Genomic DNA, 23622 nt, shown 5'->3' with positions numbered 1-23622 from the left:
CGCCGGATACTGCGCCATGCCCAACGCCCTGGTCTGGTTCCGCAACGACCTGCGCCTTGCCGACAACCCTGCGCTGCAGGCTGCGCTGGAGGCAGGACAGACGCCGGTCTGCGTCTACATCCATGCGCCCGACGAGGAAGGCGCATGGGCCCCGGGCGCTGCGTCGAATGCGTGGCGACATTGTTCGTTGGCTGCACTCGATGCGCGTTTGCGTGACAGGGGCAGCCGGCTGCGCCTGTTCGCCGGCCCCAGTCTGCAGACCCTGCAGACGCTCGCTCTGGCCTGCGATGCGGAAGCGGTGTACTGGAACCGGCGCTACGAGCCGGCCGTCGAGCAGCGCGACACGGCGATCAAGGCAGCATTGCGCCGCCAGGGCCTGCATGCGCAGAGCTTCAACGGCAGTCTGTTGTTCGAACCCTGGGAACTGCAAACCAAGGCCGGCGGGCCCTACAAGGTCTTCACGCCGTTCTGGCGCACGGCGATAGCGCAGTGGCAGCTCGCTCCATGCACCGATGTGCCCACCCAGATTCCAGACACCGAGGATGGCCCCGACGGGATCGGACTCGAAGTCCTGAAGCTGGCGCCAGCCGGCGGCTGGGACAGCGGTTTCTGGGAGTCCTGGTCGCCCGGCGAGGAGGGCGCGCGCGAGGCTCTGGAGGTGTTCATCGACGGTGCGCTGCGCGATTACCGCAGTGAGCGCGAGCGCCCGGATCGGACCGGGACCTCACGGCTGTCGCCGCATCTGCACTTCGGTGAGATCTCTCCGTGGCGGATCGTCTCGGCGATCGAGGGCGAGCGGCGGGTCGGAACCGGTGCAGGAATCGACGCTTACGTCCGCCAGCTCGGATGGCGCGAGTTCGCGCATCATCTCCTGCATCACTTTCCGCACACCGCCGACGCCAATCTCAATCCGCGTTTCGATCGGTTCGGATGGGCGCGGCGCGAGCCGCGCCAATTCACGGCATGGAAGCGCGGCCTGACCGGCGTTCCGATTGTCGACGCCGGCATGCGCGAGCTGTGGCAGACCGGATGGATGCACAACCGCGTGCGCATGCTCGTGGGCAGCTGGCTGTGCAAGCACATGCGCCAGCACTGGCTGGAGGGTGCGCGCTGGTTCTGGGACACGCTGCTGGACGCGGACCTGGCCAACAACACCCTCGGCTGGCAGTGGATCGCGGGCACGGGCGCGGATGCCTCTCCATACTTCCGGGTCTTCAATCCGGTTGCCCAGGCCCGCAAATTCGATCCGCACGGCGACTACATCGCGCGCTGGGTGCCCGAACTGGCGAGACTTCCGCCGCAAGCGCGGTTCGCGCCGTGGACCCATGCTGCGCTCGCCGCAACGCTCGCGCCGCGCTATCCGGCCAGGCCGATCGTCGATCTGGAGCAGGGTCGCGCTGAGGCTTTGGCGGCGTATCAGGCTTCGCGATAGGCGCGGTGGCAGTTGCACGGGCACGTCCATGATCCCGAAGGTGGGCGACGAGAACCCTGTGGTCTGCCCGGCTCAATGGGTGCGCTCGCGTTGACGCTCTTCGCGCCCGCGTGATTCACTCGCGCCAGCCTCGAGGAGACCGGCATGGCCACGGCAGTAACCGCACCGCGCAGGAGCAGGCGCGAACCGATGTCGCGGGTCGACACCGCCTGGCTGCGCATGGAGCGGCCGACCAATCCGATGATGATCACCGGCGTGCTGATGCTCGCCGAGCGCATGCCGGTTGCGCGCCTGCGGAAGGTCATCCAGCGCCGCTTCGTCGACGCCTATCCGCGCTTCCGCTGCAAACCGGTCGATGCGCCCGCAGGCGCGTCCTGGCAGGACGACGAGCATTTCGACCTGGACTGGCATGTGCGGCTTTCGGCACTGCCGGCGCGCGGCAACACGGCCGGATCGGAGAAGCGGGCGCTAGAGAAATTCGTCAGCCAGCTCGCCTCCAGTCCGCTCGACAAGAGTCGGCCGCTCTGGCAGTTCCATCTGGTCGAGCACTACCAGGGCGGATCGGCGCTGGTGGTGCGCATCCATCATTGTTATGCCGACGGCATCGCCCTGATCCAGGTGCTGCTGTCGCTGACCGATACCTCCGCCGATGCGCACAAGGCCAGGCCGCTGGCCAAAACCTGGCTCAAGGATGACGGTGCCGGGGTCGCGCGGCGGGTCGGCGCGATCGAGCGCTATACCAGGCTCGGCGGCAAGATGCTCGGCAAGGGCATGGAGATGGTGCAGGACCCTAGCCTTGCGGCGATGCTGGCGAAAGAGGGCGGCGAGATCGCGCGGGAACTGCTTGTGGCGCTGGCCCTGCCGGACGATCCGCCATCGATGCTGCGTGGCCGGCTGGGCGTCAGCAAGCGGGTCGCCTGGGCGCCGCCGCTGGACCTGGACGAGGTGAAGGCGGTCGGCCGTGCCTGCGGCTGCACGGTCAACGACGTGCTGATGGCCGCCGCCGCAGGTGCGCTGCGCGATTACATGCTCGAACGTGGCGACGACGTCGCCGGCATGACCCTGCGCGCGACCGTACCGGTCAACCTGCGTCCGCTGGAGCACGCACGCAAGCTGGGCAATCACTTCGGCCTGGTGTTCCTGGACCTGCCGGTAGGCGAGCCCAATCCCGTGCGCCGGCTGGAGCGCGTCGCCGAGTGCATGAATCAATTGAAGAATTCGCGCCAAGCCATTGTTGCATTTGGACTCCTCGCCGCCTTGGGGATGGCACCTCAAGCGTTGCAGGAAGTCGCCCTGGAGCTTTTCAGCCGCAAGGCCACGGCCGTGGCGACCAATGTGCCCGGGCCGCAGCAGCCGCTATATCTCGCCGGGATTCCGATCCGGGAGCTGATGTTCTGGGTGCCGCAGACCGGTTCGATCGGCCTGGGGATCTCGATCCTGAGCTACGACAACCGCGTCCACTTCGGCCTGATCGCCGACGCAAAGCTCATTCCCGATCCGGATGCGGTCATCCGTCGTTTCGGACCGGAATTCGACAAGCTGCTGTATCTGGCGCTGATGTCGGACTGGGAACGCCCGTTCGATTCGGTCGACGCGGAAGCGGTCATGGACGGTGCCTGAACGCGGCCTTGCGATAGGCGGCGCCCCGTCACTCTTCGCTCATGGACCCGTGTTTAGCTTGTCGCCGCTTGCAACCGGCCCGTAACCGGGCCGCCCCCGAACGACGAGGAGCTCCCCATGAACAAGTTCGCATACACCGGCCTGACCGCCGCCATCGCCGGCGCGCTGCTGCTCACCAGCTGCGCGACCTACACCGGCCAGACCAGCGATCCGAATGATCCGAACCGCACCGGACGTGGCGCCGCGATCGGCGCGGTTGCCGGCGCGGTGCTCGGTGCCGCGAGCGGCGGCGATGCCACCGAACGCCGCCAGCGTGCCACCGTCGGTGCCGCAGCGGGCGCCGCGATCGGTGCCGGCGTGGGCGCATACCAGGATCGCCAGGAAGCCGCGTTGCGCCGGCAGATGGCGGGTACCGGCGTCGAGGTCGGACGCCAGGGCGACAACATCACCCTCAACATGCCCAGTGGCATCACGTTCGACTTCGACCGGGCCGATCTGAAGCCCGAGTTCCGCCCGGTGCTGGATAACCTCGCCAATACGTTGAACGAGTACAACCAGACCCGGATCGAGGTCACTGGCCATACCGACAGCAAGGGCACCGACGCCTACAACATGACCCTGTCGCAGAATCGCGCCAATGCGGTCGCCGGCTATCTGGGCAGCCGCGGCGTCGCCAGCAGCCGCATGGTCGTGAGCGGTGCCGGTGAAACCCGTCCAGTGGCCAGCAACGACACCGAATCCGGCCGCGCGCAGAACCGCCGGGTCGAGATCACCCTGGTGCCGATGCAGGGCTGACCCGACTCGTTACATGCAAAAACAGAACGGGCCGCTTGCGGCCCGTTCTTCGTTTGGGTACCGCCTCCGAATGGGCGCGGAACGAGGCCGTCGGCGGCATGTTTCAGCGGCGCCATGGCGGCGATGTGTATTGCAGCGGACCCATTGCAGCGTTCGCTGCTAGAGTCTGCTGCCGCGCCGAAGCCCGATCCGGGTTGCGGTAAGCGGAAGCTCGAACGGGCCGATCTGCCATCGAGCAAGTTCACCGATCGCTGCACAAAACATGCGGAATCCTGACTTCATGGAGCTTGATCACCAGTCCGAAGCGCCTCCTTCCGGCGCAATGATCCCGTTCCCACCGGGGCCGTTGACGACGATTGGCCAAGGGCCGCTTGCCGTCGACATCGCAGCGCAGGCGGGTGGACGCCTTGCGCAGATCACTTGGGAAGGGACCGACTGGCTGGTGGACGGTAGCGCAGGCCAGAGCGCGATGATCGCCTGGGGGTGCTATCCCATGGCGCCCTGGGCGGGTCGCATCCGTCATGGAAGATTCGCTTTCCGCGACCGCAACTACCAGCTTCCTCTCAACCTCGATGGTCATGCGATCCATGGGGTCGCGTTCGGACTGCCATGGCGGGTCGAAGCGCATTCGCCCAGCCATGCCGAGCTCTCGCTGGCATTGCCCGTGGACGAGCGCTGGCCGTTCGGCGGCACCTGCTTTCAGCGCATCGAGGCAGGCGATCGCCAGCTGAGGATGTCGCTGTCGGTCAGCGCCGGCGCGCTTGCGATGCCCGTCGTGATCGGCTGGCATCCGTGGTTCCGCAAGCCCGACCGGGTCGAGTTCTCGCCGACGCACATGTATCCGCGCGACGCAGAAGGCATCGCCACGCGTCCCCTGGCACAGCCCGACCCTGGTCCATGGGACGACTGCTTCATCAACCGCCGTCCGGTGCTGATCCACCGCAGCGGGCAGAGCCTGCGACTCACGTCCAGCTGCAGTCACTGGGTGGTGTATGACGAAGTGGCGCATGCCACCTGCTTCGAGCCACAGAGCGGTCCACCGGATGGATTCAACATCGAACCGGCGTGGTTGCCGCCTGGCGCCACGATCGCGGCCTGGTTCCTGATGGAGTGGTTGTGATTCCCGGAAACAGAAAGGCCGAAGACCCGTTTTAGCGGAATCTTCGGCCTTTGACTGGACGCCCATGGACGTCATTGGATGGTGGAGGTGGGGGGAATCGAACCCCCGTCCGAAGGCACTCCATCCCCGGCACTACATGCTTAGCGCTCCGTTAGGTCTCGCCCCCGGACAGCACGGCGCGCGAAGCGCATCCGGGAACCAGCCTGTTTTGAGTTGACCGGAGGCTGACAGGCAGCCGCCTCCGGCGATTCCGTGATAATGACCCTACGCTGCGAACACGGACACAAGCAGTTTCGGGGCTAGGCCTTAAGCGGCCAGAGCGTAGTTGTCGTCGTTGGCAACTAGAAGTTTGCCGCTGGATTTACGAGGAAAGCTGCCCCCTCGGCATGCGCCAGGCGATTTCGCAACCCCCGTCGAAGCCAGGTGCACCCCCGGGGAACAACAAAAGCGCTGACCCGACGAGTATAGGGGCGGGCGGCGCCGGCACAAGGGAACCGACGGCTGGAATCGCCGACGGTTCAGCCTCGGAGGCGGTGCACCCGCGAGCCGCTATCCTGCGCAAATGCCCAGCAATCTGGAACCGCCCGAACAGGCGCCGCCGGCGGCGCGGCACGGCTGGATCAGCCATGCGCTGGCCACGGTGGTGCTCGTGGCATCGCTGCTGCTCGTGCTGGTCTACTGGCACAACATGCAGGAACGCGGCCTGCGCACTGCCGAGGCCGATTTCCAGAGCACCAACCGCCAGGTGCTGCGCCTGCTGCAGCAGCGGATCATCAACTTCGAGCTGCTGGTACGCGGCGGCGCATCGCTGCAGACATCGCTGCCGCTGCCCAGTCGCGAGCAGTGGCAGCGTTATGTCGCCGGCCTGGACATGGTCAGGCGGTTCCCCTCTGTGCAGGCGCTGGGGTTCGCCCTCGACGTCAACGCGCAGCAGCTCGACGCCCTGCGCCAGGCGCTGCCCGGTGTGGTGTGGGGCGCATCGACCCCGGACTTCACCGATGCCCAGGGACGCCATGCGCTGGTCCTGTACGCCGCGCCCGAGCAGGGCGCCAACAAGGGCATTTCAGGCATCGACCTCGCGGCGCACCCGGGTCGCCGGCACGCCATGGAACAGGCGGCGACCACGGGTGAACTGCGCATCAGCGCTCCGGTCCCCCCGATCCTGGCGGCGGAAGACGATCCGGCACGCGAGTTCGTCGTGTTTGCCCCGGTCTACGCCCCGGGACGGGACGGACCGCATCTCCAGGATCTGCGTGGCTGGGTGTTCATCGAAGTCGACGCGGCGGGCTTCGTACGGGCCGCGCTGCAGGCATTCGAGCGGGCCAGCCAGCTGCGGATCGTGGATGCGACCGACGGTGAGGGGCGCCTCGTCTACGCGGACCAGGACTTCCTGGGGGAACGAGCGGGCGAGCTCGACGACTCGATGCGCCCGGCGTTCGTGCAGAGCTTGCGGTTGGACATCATGGGACGCCACTGGCGCGTCGACTTCGAGTCGGAGCCAATGGCTGAAGTCCGCAATACGATCCCGGGATTGCGGACGACCCTGCTCGGAGGCTTGCTTGGCTCGTTGCTGTTGTTCGGGATCGCCCTCAACCTGGCGCGGACCCAGTCGCGCGCAGAAGCCCTCGCGGCACAGATGAGCGCTTCGTATCGACGCAGCGAGCAACGCTTCCGGAGTGCGATGCGCTACTCCGCCATCGGCAAGGCGCTGCTCGACCGCGATGGCCGGATCGTCGAGGCCAACCCGGCCATGGGCCAGATCCTGGGCATCAACGAGCAGGCGCTGGTCGGCACCACGCTGGGCCAGCACTTCGTCGACGGCGAATACGACACCATGCGCACGGTCGAACGCGAGGCGCTGTCCGAAGGCGCCTATCGCGTGACCCGCCGCCTGCGCCGCAGCGACGGCGACGTGCGCCATGCCAGCCTGACCTTTGCGATGGTGCCGGGCGAGGTGGGAGAGCACTTCGCCAGCCTGGTCCAGGTCGAAGACGTGACCGAGCGGATGCGCGCGGAAGCCCGGGTACAGGCGCTCAACCGCACCCTGGAAGCACGCGTTGCGCTGCGTACGCGCGAGCTCAGCCATGCCAACCAGGAGCTGGAGGCGTTCGCATACAGCGTGTCCCACGACCTGCGTGCGCCGTTGCGTTCAATCGACGGATTCAGCCGCTTGCTGAGCGAGCGTTACCGGGATTCGATCGACGTCAGCGGCCAGGATTACCTGAAACGCATCCGCAGCGCGAGCGCGCGGATGAGCGACCTGATCGACGCGCTGCTGAAGATGTCGCGCGTGTCCCGTGGTGAACTGAAGTATGCGCAAGTCGACCTGACCGCGATGGCACACGATATCGCCGCGGAACTGCGCAACAGCGAGCCATCGCGCCAGGTCGCCTTCGACATCGCACCGGGCCTGGTCGCGCACGGCGATCCCGCGCTGTTGCGCAACCTGATGGACAACCTGATGGGAAATGCCTGGAAGTTCACCCGCGCGTGCAAGGATGCGCGGATCGAGGTCGGCAGGAATGGCGAGGGAGAATTCTTCGTCCGCGACAACGGCGCCGGGTTCGCCACGGAATACGCCGCCAAGCTGTTCCGGCCGTTCCAGCGCCTGCATACCCAAGCCGAATACGCCGGTCACGGCATCGGCCTGGCATCGGTCAAACGGGTCGTCGAACGGCACGGCGGAGCCATCCGTGCCGAAGGCGAAGTGGGGAAGGGTGCCACGTTCGTGTTCGGACTGCCCCAGGCCCCGGTTGCCGAATAGGCTGCGCCGCGAATCCGCGATGCGACCCTGCCCGCGTAGCTGATGCTTCCAGTGCGCCGGAATGCCGCAGCGCGCGTCGCCGCACGCTCGCCGGGATGGGTTGTTCTCAGGCGTCGCGGTTATGCCGGCGCATGACTCGTTGCTTTTCCCGTTCCCAATCCCGCTCCTTGCTCGCATCGCGCTTGTCGTGCGCCTGCTTGCCCTTGGCCAGCGCCAGTTCCGCCTTGACCTTGTTGCCTTTCCAGTAGAGCGATGTCGGCACCACGGTGTAGCCGTCGCGCTGCACCTTGCCGACCAGCTGGTCGATCTCGCGCCGATGCAGCAGCAGCTTGCGCGTGCGGCGGTCGTCGGCCACGACGTGGCTGGAAGCGGAGATCAGGGGCGTGATCTGCGAACCGAACAGGAACAGTTCGCCATCGCGGACCACTGCATAACTCTCGCCGATATGTGCGCGGCCAGCGCGAATCGCCTTGAGTTCCCATCCCTGCAGGGCCAGGCCGGCTTCGAATCTCTCCTCGAGGTGGTAATCGTGGCGCGCACGCTTGTTCAGCGCGATGGTCCCGCCCGCGCCGTTCTTTCCCTTATCCTTGCCCGATTGCTTGGCCATCGCGGCCATTGTCACCGAATCGACTCACCCGGGCCAATCGATCGATGCCGAAGATCCAGCGCAGCGCCCTGGTCGAGCACTCCGCAACCCGCATGTTCGCACTGGTCAACGACGTTGCCGCCTACCCGCGCCGGTTCGACTGGTGCGAAGCGGCGGAGATCGTGCATGCCGATGAGGAGCGGGTCGTCGCGCGCCTGGATCTGGGTCTTGGAGGCTTCCATACCTGGTTCACGACCGAAAACACCCTTTCGCCGCCGCATCACATCGACATGCGGCTGCGCGACGGCCCGTTCAGGCGGCTCGACGGGCGCTGGCAGTTCCATGCGCTCGACGAGTCGGCCTGCAAAGTCACGCTGACCCTCGACTTCGAGCCGCAGAGCCTGCTGCTGCTGCCGGCGTTGAGCCTGGGCATGCAGGCGCTTGCCGATCGCATGGTCGACGATTTCGTCCGCGTGGCCGACCGCAAGGCCTGAGTCGCATGAAGGTCGAAGTCGTGCGTGCATGGCCGCGCCGGTACGACAGCCGGCAAATGGAACTTGCCGACGGAGCCACCGTCGCGGAAGCGATCGCCCTCAGCGGAATCGACTGTGGCGGGGTCGCAGGCCTGGCCGTATTCGGCGAACGGGTCGAGCCGACGCACCGACTGCGCGAAGGCGACCGGGTGGAACTGCTCGGCCCGCTGCAGGCCGATCCCAAGGAAGCACGCCGGCGCCGCGCTGGGGCGCGGTCAGGGCAGGGCACCGACACGGTTTGAACGAACGCAGCGCGGCCGGAACTAGCGTGCGCGACGCTTGTCCTTGTCGTCCTTGGCGAGATTGCGGCCGAACTTGCGGATCACTAACGTCGACAGTTCCTGGTCCTGCTCGGGGAAGTACTCGCCTTCCCACTTGGCCAGCGCGTCGTTTTCGAACCACAGGGTCATGTTCTTGACCTGGGTGGTGCCGCGGCGGTCGGTGCGCTCGGTGGCGGTGTAGTCCCAGCGATCGTGGTGGAACGGATCGGCGATCGACGGCGAGCCGATCAGCGCGTCGACCTGCTGCTTGCTCATGCCGGCCTGCAACTGGTCGACCTGTGCCTTCTCCAGCAAATTGCCCTGGTAGATCGGCTGCTTGTACAGGATGCCGCAGCCGGCGGTGGCGGACGCCAGGAGGGCGACGAGTGCGATCTGGGGCAGGAACTTGCGCATGCGTTGGGGTCGGTGCGGAAACCCGCGGATGATACACTGCAGGCTTGCATTCGCGGCCTGCAGCGACCGCTGTTTAGCGGGCGTTGCCCCGCAACGGAGCCACGATGGAATCGCAAGAACTGCGCAAGGCCGGCCTGAAGGTCACGCACCCGCGGATGCGGATCCTGGACCTGCTGGAACAGACCCGGCCGCGGCACATGACCGCCGAGGACATCTACCGGCACCTGCTGGAGAACGGCGAGGAGATCGGTCTGGCGACGGTATACCGGGTCCTGACCCAGTTCGAGGCGGCCGGCCTGGTGCTCAAGCACAATTTCGAGGGCGGACACGCGGTCTACGAGCTGGACCGCGGCGAGCACCACGACCATATGGTCGACATGGATACGGGCAAGGTGATCGAATTCCAGAGCGACGAGATCGAGCGTCTGCAGGCCGAGATCGCCACGCGCCACGGCTACCAGATCGAAGACCATTCGCTGGTCTTGTACGTGCGCAAGAAGCGCTGAGGCGCTGCGTGGGGTTGCATTCGCGAAAGAGCGCCGATCGGCAGGAGCGCGCCTGCATCGCGCTCAACGTGCGTTTTGCAGCAGGCGCCTGGCTGCAGCGCGCGCTTCGCGGCTGACCTCCACGCCACCGAGCATCCTGGCCAGTTCCTCGGCGCGGGCACCGCCATCCAGCACCACGACCGCGCTCTGGGTCATGCCGGAGGCTTCGGCTTTGCTCACCCGGTAATGCGCATGTCCTTGCGCCGCCACCTGCGGCAGGTGGGTCACGCACAGCGCCTGCCGCTGCGCGCCCAGGGCGCGCAGCTTCTGGCCGACGATCTCGGCGACGGCACCGCCGATGCCCGAATCGACTTCGTCGAACACCATGGTCGGGACCAGGTCGTGGCCGAGCGCGGCAACCTCGATCGCGAGGGAGATCCGTGAAAGTTCGCCGCCAGAAGCGACCTTGCGCAGCGGGCGCGGGGGCTGGCCGGCATTGGCGGAGACCAGGAATTCCACCCGCTCGGCGCCGTGCGGGTCGGGGCGATCGCGATTGGCGGGTTCGACCGCGATCTCGAAGCGTCCGCCACCCATGCCCAGTTCGCCGATCAAGGCCGTGGTGCGCTGTCCCAGGGTGGCCGCGGTCTGTTTCCGGGCGTCCGTCAGGACCTGCGCGGCATCGCGCCAGCGCGCCGCAGCGGCGTCGATTTCCGCGTCGAGCGCCACCAGGCGCTCGCCCGCGCCGCGCAGGGCTTCGAGCTCTGCACAGACGGCGTCGCGCATCCCGGCCAGCGCGTCGGGCGCGACGCGGTGCTTGCGTCCCAGCTCATGCAGGCGGCCCAGGCGCTGATCGAGTTCGTCGAAGCGGGCAGGGTCCAGGTCCAGGTCGTCGCGGACCCGCTCGAGCAGGAGCAGGGCCTCGTCAAGCTGGATCGACGCAGCTTCGAGCATGGCTTCGACCTCGCCCAGCCGGGCTTCGTGTTCGCTGACCCGGGCCAGGTCGCCGCGAACCCGCTGCAGCAGGCTGCCGATTCCAGAGCCGTCGTCGTCGCCCAGGCCAGTGGCTGCGGATTCGCAGGCAGCGATCAACGCCGCCGCATGCGCCTGGCGGCGATGCGCGGCCACCAGTTCGGCGATGGCATCGGGCTCAAGGGTTTCGCGTTCGAGTTCGCCCAGCTGGTGTTCGAGCAGGGCGATGCGGTCGCTCACATCGCCCTGGCCGGACAGGTGTTCGCGCTCGCGCAGCAGGGCGCTCCAGGTCGTTGCGGCGTCGCGGACTGCGGCGAGCGCCGCGCCGTGGCCGCCGAAATCATCCAGCAGCGCGAGCTGCGCCGCCTTCGACAGCAATGCCTGATGTTCGTGCTGCCCATGGATTTCGACCAGGCATGCAGCCAGTGCGGCCAGCTGCGCCAGGGTCGCCGGGCGGCCGTTGATCCACGCGCGCGAACCACCATCGGCGCGCAGGGTGCGGCGCAGCAGGCACTCCCTGCTGCTGGCGTCGTCTAGCATGTCCTGCTCGTTCAGCCAATCGCGAGCCGACGGCGCGTCGATCAGGTCGAACTGCGCGGACAACTCGGCGCGCTCCGCCCCGTGCCGGACCATGCCGCTGTCGGCACGCTGGCCGGACAGGAACCCCAGCGCATCGACCAGCAACGACTTGCCGGCGCCGGTTTCGCCGGAAATCACCGTGAGGCCAGGCCCGAACTCCAGCTCGGCGGCGCGGACGACGGCAAAGTCGCGGATGGATAGTTGGGTCAGCATGCGGTTGGAATTGTGCCTGAGCCGAGGTGGGCGCCGGCTTGCGCCGGCAGCGTGGTCGGCATATATGCCATCCATGATTCGCAGCAGGCGCGACGACAGCGGCACCGCCCCCGACCGGCTCGATCCCCGGGCGCGACAGCTGCTGCGCACCCTGATCGGCCGCTACATCCACGATGGCGAGCCGGTCGGGTCGCAGACCCTGGCGCGGCACGCCGGCCTGGACGTCAGCCCGGCCACGATCCGCAACATCCTGGCCGACCTGGAAGACATCGGGCTGCTGAGCGCGCCGCACACGTCGGCCGGGCGCGTCCCTACCGTGCAGGGCTACCGGGTGTTCGTCGACTCGCTGTTGCAGGTCAAGCCGCTGCGCGAGACCGAACTGGCGCGACTGCGCAGCGAAATCGCCAGCGGCACCAGCACCCAGTCGTTGCTCGGAAACGCCTCCGAGCTGCTCTCGGCCATGACCCATTTCGTGGGCGTGGTCAGTGCACCCAAGCGCGAACAGTTCGCCTTCCGGCACATCGATTTCGTGCCGCTGGATGGACAACGCGTGCTGGCGATCCTGGTGTTCGCCGACAACGACGTGCAGAACCGCATCATCCATACACGGAGGTTGTTCGACGCAGGCGAGCTGGAAAAGGTCTCCAACTACCTGAACCAGCACTTCGCCGGCCGGCCGCTGACCGAGATCCGCGCCAGCCTGCTGCATGAGCTGCGCAATGCCCGCGACGAGATGGGCAGGCTGCTGGAAAGCAGCGTGGAGCTGGCCGAGCAGGCGCTGGCAGCCGGCAGCACGGGGGCGGAGGACATCCTGCTGGCCGGGCAGAACCGGCTGATCGGGGTGCAGGACCTCTCGGACCTGGATCGCCTGCGCGAACTGTTCGAGGCCTTCGCCCGCAAGCGCGAGATCCTGCAGCTGCTCGAACGCACCATCCGCGCGCCGGGCGTGCGGATCTTCATCGGCGAGGAAACCGGGCTGGCACCGCTGGAAGGCGTGTCGCTGGTGACCGCGCCCTACGCATCGGGCGGCAAGGTGCTCGGGGTGCTGGGGGTGATCGGCCCCACGCGCATGGCCTACGAGCGGGTCATCCCGCTGGTGCAGGCGGCCGCCGATGTCCTGGGTGGCGCCTTGAATCCGGAAGGGCAGCCCTCATAGGGACGGGGTTGGGCGGCCGACCGACCGCCTGGAAGCTCGCGACCGATGAACCACACGACCGATCCCGCGGCCGACGAAGAGGGCTTGCCCCAAACCGACGGTGCTGCCACTGCCGCCCAGGACAGCCTTGAGGACCAGATCGAGGCGCTGAAGGGCGAGCTCGAGCAGCTCCGGGCGCAATCGCTGCTCGAGCGCGCCGACCTGGAGAACCAGCGCAAGCGCCTGGCGCGCGACGTCGACAACGCCCGCAGGTTCGCCAACGAGCGCCTGCTGGGCGAGCTGTTGCCGCTGTTCGACAGCATGGAAGCCGGGCTGGCGAACGCCGCCCAGAACGATCCGCTGCGCGCCGGCCTGGAGCTCACCCTGAAGCAGCTGCACACCATCGCCGAGAAGAACGGGCTGAGCGAAATCGCCCCGGCTTCCGGCGACAGTTTCGACCCCGAGCGTCACCAGGCCATGAGCGTGGTCGAAGCCGAAGGCGTCCCACCTGGCGCGGTAGCCCAGACCTTCCAGAAGGGCTATGTGCTGAATGATCGCCTCCTGCGTCCGGCGCTGGTGGTGGTGGCAAAGGACTAGCGCAGCGGGAACGGGTGTCGATTCGAAGGTGCGGCCTTTTGCCCTGAGCGAGGCAGGCCTGCCGTCCTGCGACACAGGCGCACGCGGCTGGGCCCCGGCCCTTGAATCGACCACCCGAACCCCTAAATACCGCACATCGGCGCAGCGGCGCCCGCACACATAAGCAATCGAGAGGGAGCAGCATCATGGGCAAGATCATCGGCATCGACCTGGGCACGACCAATTCGTGCGTGGCGATCATGGAGGGCGGCAAGACCCGCGTGATCGAGAATTCCGAAGGCGACCGCACCACGCCTTCGATCGTGGCCTACACCAAGGACGGCGAGGTCCTGGTCGGCGCCTCGGCCAAGCGCCAGGCGGTAACCAATCCCAAGAACACGTTCTACGCGGTGAAGCGCCTGATCGGGCGCAAGTTCAGCGATGCCGAAGTCAAGAAGGACCTGGACCTGGTGCCATATGCGATTGTCGAGCACGACAACGGCGATGCCTGGGTCGCGACCAGCGACGGCAAGAAGTTGTCCGCGCAGGAAGTTTCCGCGCGCATCCTCGAGAAGATGAAGAAGACCGCCGAGGCCTATCTGGGCGAGACCGTGACCGAAGCGGTCATCACCGTGCCGGCCTACTTCAACGACAGCCAGCGCCAGGCGACCAAGGACGCCGGCAAGATCGCCGGACTCGACGTCAAGCGCATCATCAACGAGCCCACCGCCGCGGCACTCGCCTACGGCCTGGACAAGGCCGGTGGCGACCGCAAGATCGCGGTCTACGACTTGGGCGGCGGCACCTTCGACGTGTCGATCATCGAGATCGCCGAAGTCGACGGCGAGAAGCAGTTCGAAGTGCTGTCCACCAACGGCGACACGTTCCTGGGCGGCGAGGACTTCGACAAGCGCGTCATCGACTATCTGGTCGACGAGTTCCAGAAGGAGCAGGGCATCGACCTGCGCAAGGATCCGCTGGCGCTGCAGCGCCTGAAGGATGCGGCCGAGCGCGCCAAGATCGAGCTGTCCAGCTCGCAGCAGACCGACGTCAACCTGCCGTACGTGACCGCGGATGCCTCGGGTCCGAAGCACCTCAACATCAAGCTGACCCGCTCCAAGCTGGAGTCGCTGGTCGACGATCTGGTGAAGAAGACCATCGAGCCGTGCCGCGTGGCGCTGAACGATGCCGGCCTGCGCTCGAGCGACATCAGCGAGGTGATCCTGGTCGGCGGCCAGACCCGCATGCCCAAGGTGCAGCAGGCCGTGGCCGAGTTCTTCGGCAAGGAGCCGCGCAAGGACGTGAACCCGGACGAGGCGGTCGCCGTGGGCGCCGCGGTCCAGGGTGGCGTGCTGCAGGGCGACGTCAAGGACGTGCTGCTGCTCGACGTGACCCCGCTGAGCCTGGGCATCGAGACCCTGGGTGGCGTGTTCACCAAAATCATCGACAAGAACACCACCATCCCGACCAAGGCCTCGCAGACCTTCAGCACCGCCGAGGACAACCAGTCCGCGGTAACCGTGCACGTGCTGCAGGGCGAGCGCGAACAGGCCCGCTACAACAAGTCGCTGGCCCGCTTCGATCTGACCGGTATCGATTCCGCTCCGCGCGGCATGCCGCAGATCGAGGTCTCCTTCGACATCGACGCCAATGGCATCGTCCACGTCACTGCCAAGGACAAGAAGACCGGAAAGGAACAGAAGGTCGAGATCAAGGCGGGCTCGGGCCTGTCGGACGACGAGATCCAGAAGATGGTGCAGGACGCCGAGGCCCATCGCGAGGAGGACAAGAAGTTCCATGAGCTGGTCAACGCCCGCAACCAGGCCGACGCGCTGGTGCATGCGACCCGCAGCGCGATCAAGGACAACGGCGACAAGGTCGGAGGCGAGCTGATCGGGCGCGCCGAGGGCGCGATCGCCGAGGTCGAGACCGCGATGAAGGGCGACGACAAGGCCCAGATCGAGGCCAAGAGCAAGGCACTGGAAGAAGCGGCGCAGGCGCTGTTCGCAGCGGCCGCCGCCGCCCAGCAGCCGGGCACGGAAGGCCAGGGTGGTGCAGGCGCATCCTCATCCGCCAAGGGCGAGGACGTTGTCGACGCCGAGTTCACCGAAGTGAAAGACGACGACAAGCAGGCCTGATCGACGATGGCAGCTGACAACGGGCAGGCAGGTCCTGCCCGTTGTGTTGAGGAAGGCAGGTTGCAAATGAGCAGGCGGCGATGAGCAAGCGCGATTACTACGAAGTCCTCGGCGTCGCGCGCAACGCGAGCGAGGATGAGCTGAAGAAGGCCTATCGCCGCTGCGCGATGAAGTACCACCCGGACCGCAATTCTGCGGATACCGACGCGCTCGAGAAGTTCAAGGAGTGCAAGGAGGCCTACGAAGTGCTGTCCGACGGCGGCAAGCGCCGCATGTACGACCAGCACGGGCACGCTGCGTTCGAGCACGGGATGGGCGGCGGCAACGCCGGGCCGGGCTTCCACGACGTCGGCGACATCTTCGGCGACATCTTCGGCAACATCTTTGGTGGCGGTGCCTCGCGTGGCCCGCGCCGCGGCGCCGACGTGGGCTATGTGATGGAGCTCGATCTCGAGGAGGCCGTCGCCGGCGTCGAGAAGCGCATCGAGCTGCCCACGCTCGCGGCCTGCGAGCCGTGCAAGGGCACCGGTTCGGAAGACGGCAAGCTCGACACCTGCGCCACCTGCCACGGCCGTGGCCAGGTGCGCATGCAGCGCGGCATCTTCACCATGCAGCAGCCGTGTCCGCACTGCGGCGGCCGCGGCAAGACCTTCGCCAACCCGTGCAAGATCTGCCACGGCAACGGCCGGGTCGAGGAAGAGAAGATCCTGTCGGTCAAGATCCCGGCAGGCGTGGACAGCGGAGACCGCATCCGCCTGGCCGGCGAGGGCGAGGCGGGGCCTGCGGGCTCACCGCCCGGAGACCTGTACGTGGAAGTGCGGGTACGCCCGCACGAGATCTTCGAGCGCGATGGCGACGACCTGCATTGCGAGGTGCCGATTCGCATCTCCCAGGCTGCGCTCGGCGATACGGTGCGCGTCCCCACGCTGGGCGGCGAGGCCGAAATCCGCATTCCCGCCGAGACCCAGACCGGCAAGGTCTTCCGCCTGCGCGACAAGGGCGTCAAGTCCGTGCGCAGCCGCGCGCCCGGCGACCTGTACTGCAAGGTGGTGGTGGAAACCCCGGTCAATCTCACCGCCGAACAGCGCGATCTGATGGACAAATTCGAAGCGACCTTCAGCGGCGAAGGCGCGCGTCGCCATTCGCCCCGATCCAGCACCTTCATCGATGGGGTGAAGGGGTTCTGGGATCGCATGGTGTCGTAGGTCGGCCCTACGCGGCCGACGCTTCCCGGTTACGCGTACGAGACATCACGCCCCGCGCGGCACCACGCATCCGTCGGGGACGTAGCCCCGACCTACGCATGCTAGCCTCGCCAGCATGGCGAAAGGCTGGTGGAAGAACCTCTACGTCCAGGTGCTGATCGCGATCGCGATCGGCATCGTGCTGGGCCAGTTCCGGCCCGAGCTCGGCCAGCAGATGAAGCCGTTGGGCGATGGCTTCATCAAGCTCGTGAAGATGATCATCGCCCCCGTGATCTTCCTGACCATTGTTGCCGGCATCGCCAAGATCGGGGACCTGAGACATGTCGGCAAGATCGGGCTCAAGGCGCTGATCTATTTCGAGGTGCTCACCACCCTGGCCCTGGTAATCGGGTTGGTGGTGGCCAACCTGGTCAGGCCCGGCGCCGGCATGGGCATCGATCCGGCGCAGATCGATGCCTCGGGCGTCTCCCAGTACCAGCAGGCCGCGCACGAGCAGGGCACGATCCCCTTTCTGCTCGACATCATCCCGCACGATTTCCTGTCCGCGTTCACCGAGGGCAAGCTGCTGCAGGTGCTGCTGGTGGCCATCCTTACCGGCGTGGCGCTCACCCAGATGGGCAGGGTGGGCCAGCGCATGCTGGACATCGCCGAAGACCTGTCGCACGTGTTCTTCAACATCGTCGGCATGATCATGCGGCTGGCGCCGATCGGTGCGTTCGGTGCGATGGCCTTCACCATCGGCAAGTTCGGCCTGGGTTCGCTCGCCTCGCTCGGCTGGCTGCTGGCTTCGGTGTACCTGACCTGTTTTGCGTTCGTGTTCGTGGTGCTCGGACTGGTGGCGCGGCTGTCCGGCTTCTCGCTGTGGCAATTCATCAAGTACATCCGCGGCGAGCTGCTGCTGGTGCTGGGCACGTCGAGTTCGGAATCCGCGCTGCCGCGCCTGCTCAACCGTCTGGAGGACGTCGGCTGCGACCGCGCGGTGGTGGGCCTGGTCGTGCCGACCGGTTACTCCTTCAACCTGGACGGAACCTGCATCTACCTGACCATGGCCGCGATCTTCATTGCCCAGGCGGTGGGCGTGGACCTCACCCTGGGCGAGGAGCTGACCCTGATCGGGGTGTTGCTGCTGACCTCGAAGGGTGCGGCCGGCGTAACCGGCTCGGGTTTCGTGACCCTCGCCGCGACCCTGGCCGCGCTGGGCGGAAAAGTCCCGGTAGAAGGTGTGGCCCTGGTGCTGGGCGTGGACCGGTTCATGTCCGAGGCGCGCGCGATCACCAATTTCATCGGCAACGGCGTGGCCACGATGGTCGTGGCGAAGTGGGAGGGCCTGCGCAACGATGCGCAGATGCGGGCCGCTTTCGCCGCCGGACCGCTGCCGGAAAGCGCAGAGGTCGTGCGCGACCCCGACCAGGGCGATTGACGCATCGGCCTCGTGTAGGAGCGGCGTCAGCCGCGAGTTCCTGCTGTTGTCGGATATCTAGAACCTCCCAAAGAACTCGGGCTGACGCCGCTCCTACGCAAGACAGGTAAGCCCCTTGTGGGCGGCTGGCCGCTGCCGCTAGCCTGAGCGCATGAGCGAACCGGTGAAACTGCTGATCCACGGCGCCAATGGGCGAATGGGCCAGGCCCTGCAACGGCTATGCGCCGGTAACGGGGCCTGCCGCGTCGTGGGCGCTGTGTCGCGCAAGGTCGGGCAGCGGGTGATCGATGGTGTTCCGCAATTCGCCGCCTCCGAGCTGGCGGGCACACCCGAGTTCGACGTCGCGATCGACTTCAGCCTGCCGGAGGGCTTCGATCCGGTGCTCGCCCTGTGCGTGCAGCGCGGCAGACCCATGGTCTCGGGTACCACAGGTCTCGGCGACGCGCAGCGCGAAGCGATCGCCTTGGCCGGCACGCGCATCGCGGTGCTCTGGGCGGCCAACTTCAGCCTCGGCGTCGCCGTACTGGACGAGCTGGTGGAGCGCGCGGCGCGCGCGCTGCCAGGCTGGGACTGCGACATCCTCGAGCAGCACCACACGCACAAGAAGGATGCGCCTTCCGGCACGGCCCTGGCACTCGGGCATTCGGCCACGCAGGGCGGCGCGCGGCCGCGGTATGCCTCGATCCGGGCAGGCGACATCGTCGGCGAGCACGTGGTGCAGTTCGCCGCCGCGGGCGAGCGCATCGAGCTGATTCACCGCGCGACCGACCGCGACATCTTCGCGCGCGGCGCGCTGCACGCGGCCGAGGCGCTGGCCAGCCGCCCGGCCGGCGTCTACCGGCTGCGCGATCTGCTGTTCGGATAATCCGCGCTGGCATCGCGACCCGATCCCCGATAGAATTCTCGCTCGCCTGATTCCTCATGCCTCCGGACCGGTGTAGACCGCTTCGGCGGCTTTTTGCAGCTTGCTTTCCGCAACCAGACGTAGGCGAAGCCAGTGACAGATCCCGCCATCCTCGCGCTTGAAGACGGAACGGTCTTCGAGGGCATTTCCGTGGGCGCAAACGGCCTGAGCGTAGGCGAAGTCGTGTTCAACACGGCCATGACCGGCTACCAGGAAGTGCTCACGGACCCCTCGTATGCGCGCCAGCTGGTGACGCTGACCTATCCGCATATCGGCAACACCGGTTGCACGGCGCAGGACGACGAAGCCGACACCGTCTGGGCCGCCGGCCTGATCGTGCGCGACGTGCCACGGCGCCCCAGCAGCTGGCGCAGCGAAGGATCGCTGCCGGACTGGTTGAAGGCGCGCGGCATCGTCGCGATCGCCGACATCGACGTGCGCAAGCTGACCCGCCTGCTGCGCGATCGGGGTGCGCAGAACGGAGCACTGATGGCGTGTGCGGCTGCGGACGGGAAACCGGATGCGGATCGCGCGATCGAGGCCGCGCGCAAATTTCCGGGCCTGAAGGGCATGGATCTGGCGAAGGAAGTCACCACCGCCGCGGCGTACCCATGGACCGCCGGACAGCTCGATCTGGACCGCAATGCCTTCGCCGAGGGCGGGGGCAAGTACAAGGTGGTGGCCTACGATTTCGGCGTGAAGCGCAACATCCTGCGGATGCTGGCCGAGCGCGGCTGCGACGTCACCGTGGTCCCGGCCCAGACATCCGCCGCCGATGTGCTGGCGATGAAACCCCACGGCGTGTTCCTCTCCAACGGCCCCGGCGATCCCGAGCCCTGCGACTACGCGATCGCCGCGATCCGCGAGTTCATCGACCGCAAGCTGCCGACCTACGGCATCTGCCTCGGCCACCAGCTGCTCGGCCTTGCCGTGGGCGCGAAGACGATGAAGATGAAGTTCGGGCACCACGGGGCCAACCACCCGGTGATCGACCTGGCGTCGGGCCGGGTGATGATCACCTCGCAGAACCACGGCTTCGCGGTGGACGAAACCACGCTGCCGGAAAACGCGCGGGTGACCCATCGCTCGCTGTTCGACGGCTCCAACCAGGGGATCGAGCTGACCGACGCACCCGCCTTCAGCTTCCAGGGACATCCGGAAGCATCGCCCGGTCCGCACGACGTGGCGCCGTTGTTCGACAAGTTCATCGCCGCAATGGAGACGCACTGAGATGCCGCGCCGTTCCGACATCAAGAGCGTCCTGATCATCGGCGCCGGGCCCATCGTCATCGGCCAGGCCTGCGAGTTCGATTACTCCGGCGCGCAGGCATGCAAGGCGCTGCGCGACGAGGGCTATCGGGTGATCCTGGTCAACAGCAATCCGGCCACGATCATGACCGACCCGGAAATGGCCGATGCGGTCTACATCGAGCCGATCAACTGGAAGACGGTCGAGAAGATCATCGCCAAGGAGAAGCCCGACGCGTTGCTGCCTACCATGGGCGGGCAGACCGCGCTGAACTGCGCGCTGGACCTGGCCGATCACGGCGTGCTGGAGCAGTACGGGGTTGAACTCATCGGCGCGTCGCGCGATGCGATCCGCATGGCCGAGGACCGTGAGCTGTTCCGGGTGGCGATGGAGGAGATCGGGCTGGAATGCCCGAAGGCTGAAGTCGCCAGGTCGCTCGAACAGGCGCTGGAAATCCAGGCGCGGGTCGGCTATCCCACCATCATCCGCCCGAGCTTCACCCTGGGCGGCAGTGGCGGCGGCATCGCCTACAACCGCGAGGAGCTCATCGAGATCGTCGGCCGCGGCCTGGAGCTGTCGCCGACCAGCGAGGTGCTGGTCGAGGAATCGGTGCTGGGCTGGAAGGAGTTCGAGATGGAGGTGGTTCGCGACACTGCGGACAACTGCATCATCGTCTGCTCGATCGAGAACCTCGACCCGATGGGCGTGCATACCGGCGACAGCATCACCGTGGCGCCCGCGCAGACCCTGACCGACAAGGAATACCAGCGCCTGCGCGACGCCAGCATCGCCGTGCTGCGCAAGATCGGGGTGGATACCGGTGGCAGCAATGTCCAGTTCGGGATCAACGCCCAGACCGGCCGCGTGGTGGTGATCGAGATGAACCCGCGGGTGTCACGTTCGTCCGCGCTGGCATCGAAGGCCACCGGCTTTCCGATCGCCAAGGTGGCGGCCAAGCTTGCCGTGGGCTACACCCTGGACGAGCTGAAGAACGAGATCACCGGCGGCCTTACCCCGGCCTCGTTCGAGCCGAGCATCGATTACGTCGTCACCAAGATCCCGCGTTTCGCGTTCGAGAAATTTCCGGCTGCGGACTCGCGCCTGACCACGCAGATGAAATCGGTCGGCGAGGTCATGGCGATCGGCCGCACCTTCCAGGAGTCGATGCAGAAGGCCCTGCGCGGTCTGGAAACCGGCAAGACCGGCTTCGACCCGACCGGCCTGGACCTGCGTGACGCCGACGACCTGCTCACCCTCAGACGCGAGATCAAGGAAGCGGGGCCCGAACGCCTGTTCTATCTCGCCGATGCCTTCCGCGCCGGCATGTCGGTCGAGGACGTGCATGGGCTGTCTTTCGTCGATCCGTGGTTCCTCGATCAGATCGAGGAGCTGATCGCCGAGGAAGCGGCGACCGCGAAAGCCGGGCTCGATGCGCTGGACCGTTCCCGCCTGCGCCAGCTCAAGCGCCGCGGGTTCTCCGACGCGCGCCTGGCGCAGCTGGTCGGTACCGACGAGAAGGCGATCCGCGCGCTGCGCCACGCGCACGGGATCAAGCCGGTCTACAAGCGGGTGGATTCCTGTGCCGCCGAGTTCGCCACCACCACCGCTTACCTGTATTCGACCTACGAGGACGAATGCGAGGCGCAGCCGACCGGCCGCGACAAGATCATCGTGCTCGGGGGCGGGCCGAACCGGATCGGCCAGGGCATCGAGTTCGACTACTGCTGCGTGCACGCCGCGCTGGCGCTGCGCGAGGACGGGTTCGAGACCATCATGGTCAACTGCAACCCGGAGACGGTCAGCACCGATTACGACACGTCCGACCGGCTTTACTTCGAACCACTGACGCTGGAAGACGTGCTGGCGATCGTCGAAGTCGAAAAGCCCAAGGGCGTGATCGTGCAGTACGGCGGGCAGACCCCGCTGAAGCTGGCGCGCGCGCTCGAGGCCAATGGCGTGCCGATCATCGGCACCTCACCCGAGTCGATCGACCTAGCCGAGGATCGTGAGCGCTTCCAGCAACTGGTCGAGCGCCTGGGCCTGAAGCAGCCGCCCAACCGGACCGCGCGCAGCGCGGAGGAAGCCCTGGTGCTGGCACGCGAGATCGGCTACCCGCTGGTGGTGCGCCCGAGCTACGTGCTCGGCGGCCGCGCAATGGAAGTGGTGCATGCGGATGCCGACCTGGCCCGCTACATGCGCGACGCGGTCAAGGTCTCGAACGATTCGCCGGTGCTGCTCGACCGCTTCCTGGACAACGCCGTGGAAGTGGATGTCGATGTGATCGCGGACCGCACTGGTGCAGTGTTGATCGGCGGGCTGATGGAGCATATCGAGGAAGCCGGCGTGCACTCGGGCGATTCGTCCTGCTCGCTGCCGCCGTATTCGCTCTCGCGCGGCACCCAGGACCGACTGCGCGAACAGGTGGTGGCGCTGGCCAAGGCGCTGGACGTGGTCGGGCTGATGAACACCCAGTTCGCGATCCAGACCGATGGCGAAGGCCACGACACGATCTACCTGCTGGAGGTCAATCCGCGCGCGTCGCGCACCGTGCCGTTCGTGTCCAAGGCGACCGGCATGCCGCTGGCCAAGATCGCCGCGCGCTGCATGGCCGGCAAGACCCTGGCCGAGCAGGGCGCCCACCAGGAAATCATCCCGGATTACTTCTCGGTGAAGGAAGCGATCTTCCCGTTCGCCAAGTTCCAGAACGTCGATCCGATCCTCGGCCCGGAGATGCGTTCCACCGGCGAGGTCATGGGCGTGGGCCGCAGCTTCGGCGCTGCCTTCGCGCGCGCCCAGGAAGCGGCGAACATCAAGGCGCCTCCTGCCGCCGGCAAGGCCTTCGTCTCGGTGCGCGATCCGGACAAGGCGCGGGTCCTGCCGGTGGCGCAGGAACTGCTGCGCCGCGGCTACCGGCTGATCGCCACCCGCGGCACCGCGCAATGGCTGCGCGACCAGGGCTTCGAATGCGAGACGATCAACAAGGTGATCGAAGGCCGCCCGCACATCGTCGATTTGATCAAGAACGGCGAGATCGCCTACATCGTGAACACCACCGAGGGCAAGCAGGCGATCAGCGACTCGTTCTCGATCCGGCGCGAGGCGCTGCAGCAGCGGGTGACCTATTCGACCACCATTGCCGGGGCCAAGGCGCTGCTGCATTCTCTCGACTTCCGCGACAGCGGACCGGTATGGTCGCTGCAGGAGTTGCACAAAGAACTGGCGTAG

At 66.9% G+C, this 23622-nt stretch carries 19 protein-coding genes and 1 other RNA gene; 16 read left to right on the top strand and 4 right to left on the bottom strand.

What is annotated here, in order from left to right; translation table 11 throughout:
* The first annotated feature begins 16 nt into the window (after positions 1-16).
* The 4 genes from MC380_RS04930 to MC380_RS04915 all read left to right on the top strand — a co-directional run bounded on the left by MC380_RS04930 (position 17) and on the right by MC380_RS04915 (position 4967).
* Positions 17-1432, top strand: coding sequence for a deoxyribodipyrimidine photo-lyase (locus MC380_RS04930; RefSeq protein ID WP_242163342.1), 1416 nt, complete (start codon positions 17-19; stop codon positions 1430-1432).
* Positions 1433-1576: 144 nt separating this feature from the next.
* On the top strand, positions 1577-3052 hold the full coding sequence (locus tag MC380_RS04925; RefSeq protein WP_242163341.1) for a wax ester/triacylglycerol synthase family O-acyltransferase: 1476 nt from the start codon (positions 1577-1579) through the stop codon (positions 3050-3052).
* Between the two features lie 117 nt (positions 3053-3169).
* Positions 3170-3847, top strand: coding sequence for an OmpA family protein (locus MC380_RS04920; RefSeq protein ID WP_242163339.1), 678 nt, complete (start codon positions 3170-3172; stop codon positions 3845-3847).
* Between the two features lie 280 nt (positions 3848-4127).
* Positions 4128-4967, top strand: coding sequence for an aldose epimerase (locus MC380_RS04915; RefSeq protein ID WP_242103747.1), 840 nt, complete (start codon positions 4128-4130; stop codon positions 4965-4967).
* A gap of 79 nt (positions 4968-5046) precedes the next feature.
* Here MC380_RS04915 and ssrA read toward each other — a convergent pair.
* Positions 5047-5400: a transfer-messenger RNA gene (gene ssrA / locus MC380_RS04910) on the bottom strand.
* A gap of 129 nt (positions 5401-5529) precedes the next feature.
* Here ssrA and MC380_RS04905 point away from each other — a divergent pair.
* Positions 5530-7731 carry a CHASE domain-containing protein gene (locus MC380_RS04905; RefSeq protein WP_242103748.1) on the top strand — a complete coding sequence of 734 codons (2202 nt, stop codon included), beginning with the start codon at positions 5530-5532 and terminating at the stop codon, positions 7729-7731.
* 106 nt (positions 7732-7837) lie between these two features.
* Here MC380_RS04905 and smpB read toward each other — a convergent pair whose 3' ends face one another.
* Positions 7838-8338 carry an SsrA-binding protein SmpB gene (smpB, locus tag MC380_RS04900; RefSeq protein ID WP_242103749.1) on the bottom strand — a complete coding sequence of 167 codons (501 nt, stop codon included), beginning with the start codon at positions 8336-8338 and terminating at the stop codon, positions 7838-7840.
* 44 nt (positions 8339-8382) lie between these two features.
* Here smpB and MC380_RS04895 point away from each other — a divergent pair, with 44 nt between their 5' ends.
* A complete protein-coding gene (locus MC380_RS04895) occupies positions 8383-8811 on the top strand; it encodes a type II toxin-antitoxin system RatA family toxin (protein ID WP_242103750.1) in 429 nt (142 codons plus the stop codon).
* Between the two features lie 5 nt (positions 8812-8816).
* Entirely contained in the window at positions 8817-9092 is a 276-nt protein-coding gene (locus MC380_RS04890; protein ID WP_242103751.1) for an RnfH family protein, read from the top strand.
* Between the two features lie 21 nt (positions 9093-9113).
* Here the strand turns inward: MC380_RS04890 and bamE are convergent, their stop codons facing one another.
* The gene (gene bamE / locus MC380_RS04885) at positions 9114-9512 is read right to left on the bottom strand and encodes an outer membrane protein assembly factor BamE (RefSeq protein WP_242103782.1); all 399 of its coding nucleotides are present in this window, start codon (positions 9510-9512) and stop codon (positions 9114-9116) included.
* Between the two features lie 116 nt (positions 9513-9628).
* On the opposite strand from bamE, the gene fur reads away from it, so the two are divergent.
* Positions 9629-10030, top strand: coding sequence for a ferric iron uptake transcriptional regulator (fur, locus tag MC380_RS04880; protein ID WP_242103752.1), 402 nt, complete (start codon positions 9629-9631; stop codon positions 10028-10030).
* Between the two features lie 63 nt (positions 10031-10093).
* Here fur and recN read toward each other — a convergent pair whose 3' ends face one another.
* Positions 10094-11770, bottom strand: a complete 1677-nt coding sequence (gene recN / locus MC380_RS04875) for a DNA repair protein RecN (protein ID WP_242163337.1) — start codon at positions 11768-11770, stop codon at positions 10094-10096.
* A 73-nt stretch (positions 11771-11843) separates the two neighbouring features.
* On the opposite strand from recN, the gene hrcA reads away from it, so the two are divergent.
* From hrcA to carB, 8 genes are all read left to right on the top strand, one after another.
* The gene (gene hrcA / locus MC380_RS04870; RefSeq protein ID WP_242163335.1) at positions 11844-12926 is read left to right on the top strand and encodes a heat-inducible transcriptional repressor HrcA; all 1083 of its coding nucleotides are present in this window, start codon (positions 11844-11846) and stop codon (positions 12924-12926) included.
* A gap of 84 nt (positions 12927-13010) precedes the next feature.
* Positions 13011-13502 carry a nucleotide exchange factor GrpE gene (grpE, locus tag MC380_RS04865; RefSeq protein ID WP_343223539.1) on the top strand — a complete coding sequence of 164 codons (492 nt, stop codon included), beginning with the start codon at positions 13011-13013 and terminating at the stop codon, positions 13500-13502.
* Positions 13503-13687: 185 nt separating this feature from the next.
* Complete coding sequence (dnaK, locus tag MC380_RS04860; protein ID WP_242103756.1) at positions 13688-15619, top strand: molecular chaperone DnaK; 1932 nt, start codon at positions 13688-13690, stop codon at positions 15617-15619.
* A gap of 80 nt (positions 15620-15699) precedes the next feature.
* A complete protein-coding gene (gene dnaJ, locus MC380_RS04855) occupies positions 15700-16824 on the top strand; it encodes a molecular chaperone DnaJ (RefSeq protein ID WP_242103757.1) in 1125 nt (374 codons plus the stop codon).
* Positions 16825-16939: 115 nt separating this feature from the next.
* Positions 16940-18244: a dicarboxylate/amino acid:cation symporter gene (locus tag MC380_RS04850; protein WP_242103758.1), complete on the top strand. Its 1305-nt coding sequence runs from the start codon at positions 16940-16942 to the stop codon at positions 18242-18244.
* A gap of 151 nt (positions 18245-18395) precedes the next feature.
* The gene (locus MC380_RS04845; protein ID WP_242103759.1) at positions 18396-19109 is read left to right on the top strand and encodes a 4-hydroxy-tetrahydrodipicolinate reductase; all 714 of its coding nucleotides are present in this window, start codon (positions 18396-18398) and stop codon (positions 19107-19109) included.
* A gap of 132 nt (positions 19110-19241) precedes the next feature.
* A complete protein-coding gene (gene carA, locus MC380_RS04840) occupies positions 19242-20378 on the top strand; it encodes a glutamine-hydrolyzing carbamoyl-phosphate synthase small subunit (RefSeq protein ID WP_242163333.1) in 1137 nt (378 codons plus the stop codon).
* 1 nt (position 20379) lies between these two features.
* A complete protein-coding gene (gene carB / locus MC380_RS04835) occupies positions 20380-23622 on the top strand; it encodes a carbamoyl-phosphate synthase large subunit (protein ID WP_242103761.1) in 3243 nt (1080 codons plus the stop codon).

This window comes from Lysobacter sp. M15 (assembly GCF_022662515.1).
Taxonomy (GTDB): Bacteria; Pseudomonadota; Gammaproteobacteria; order Xanthomonadales; family Xanthomonadaceae; genus JAKPBU01.
Note: the sequence above shows the minus strand (reverse complement) of the source record. Positions and strands in the feature narration are given on the sequence as shown.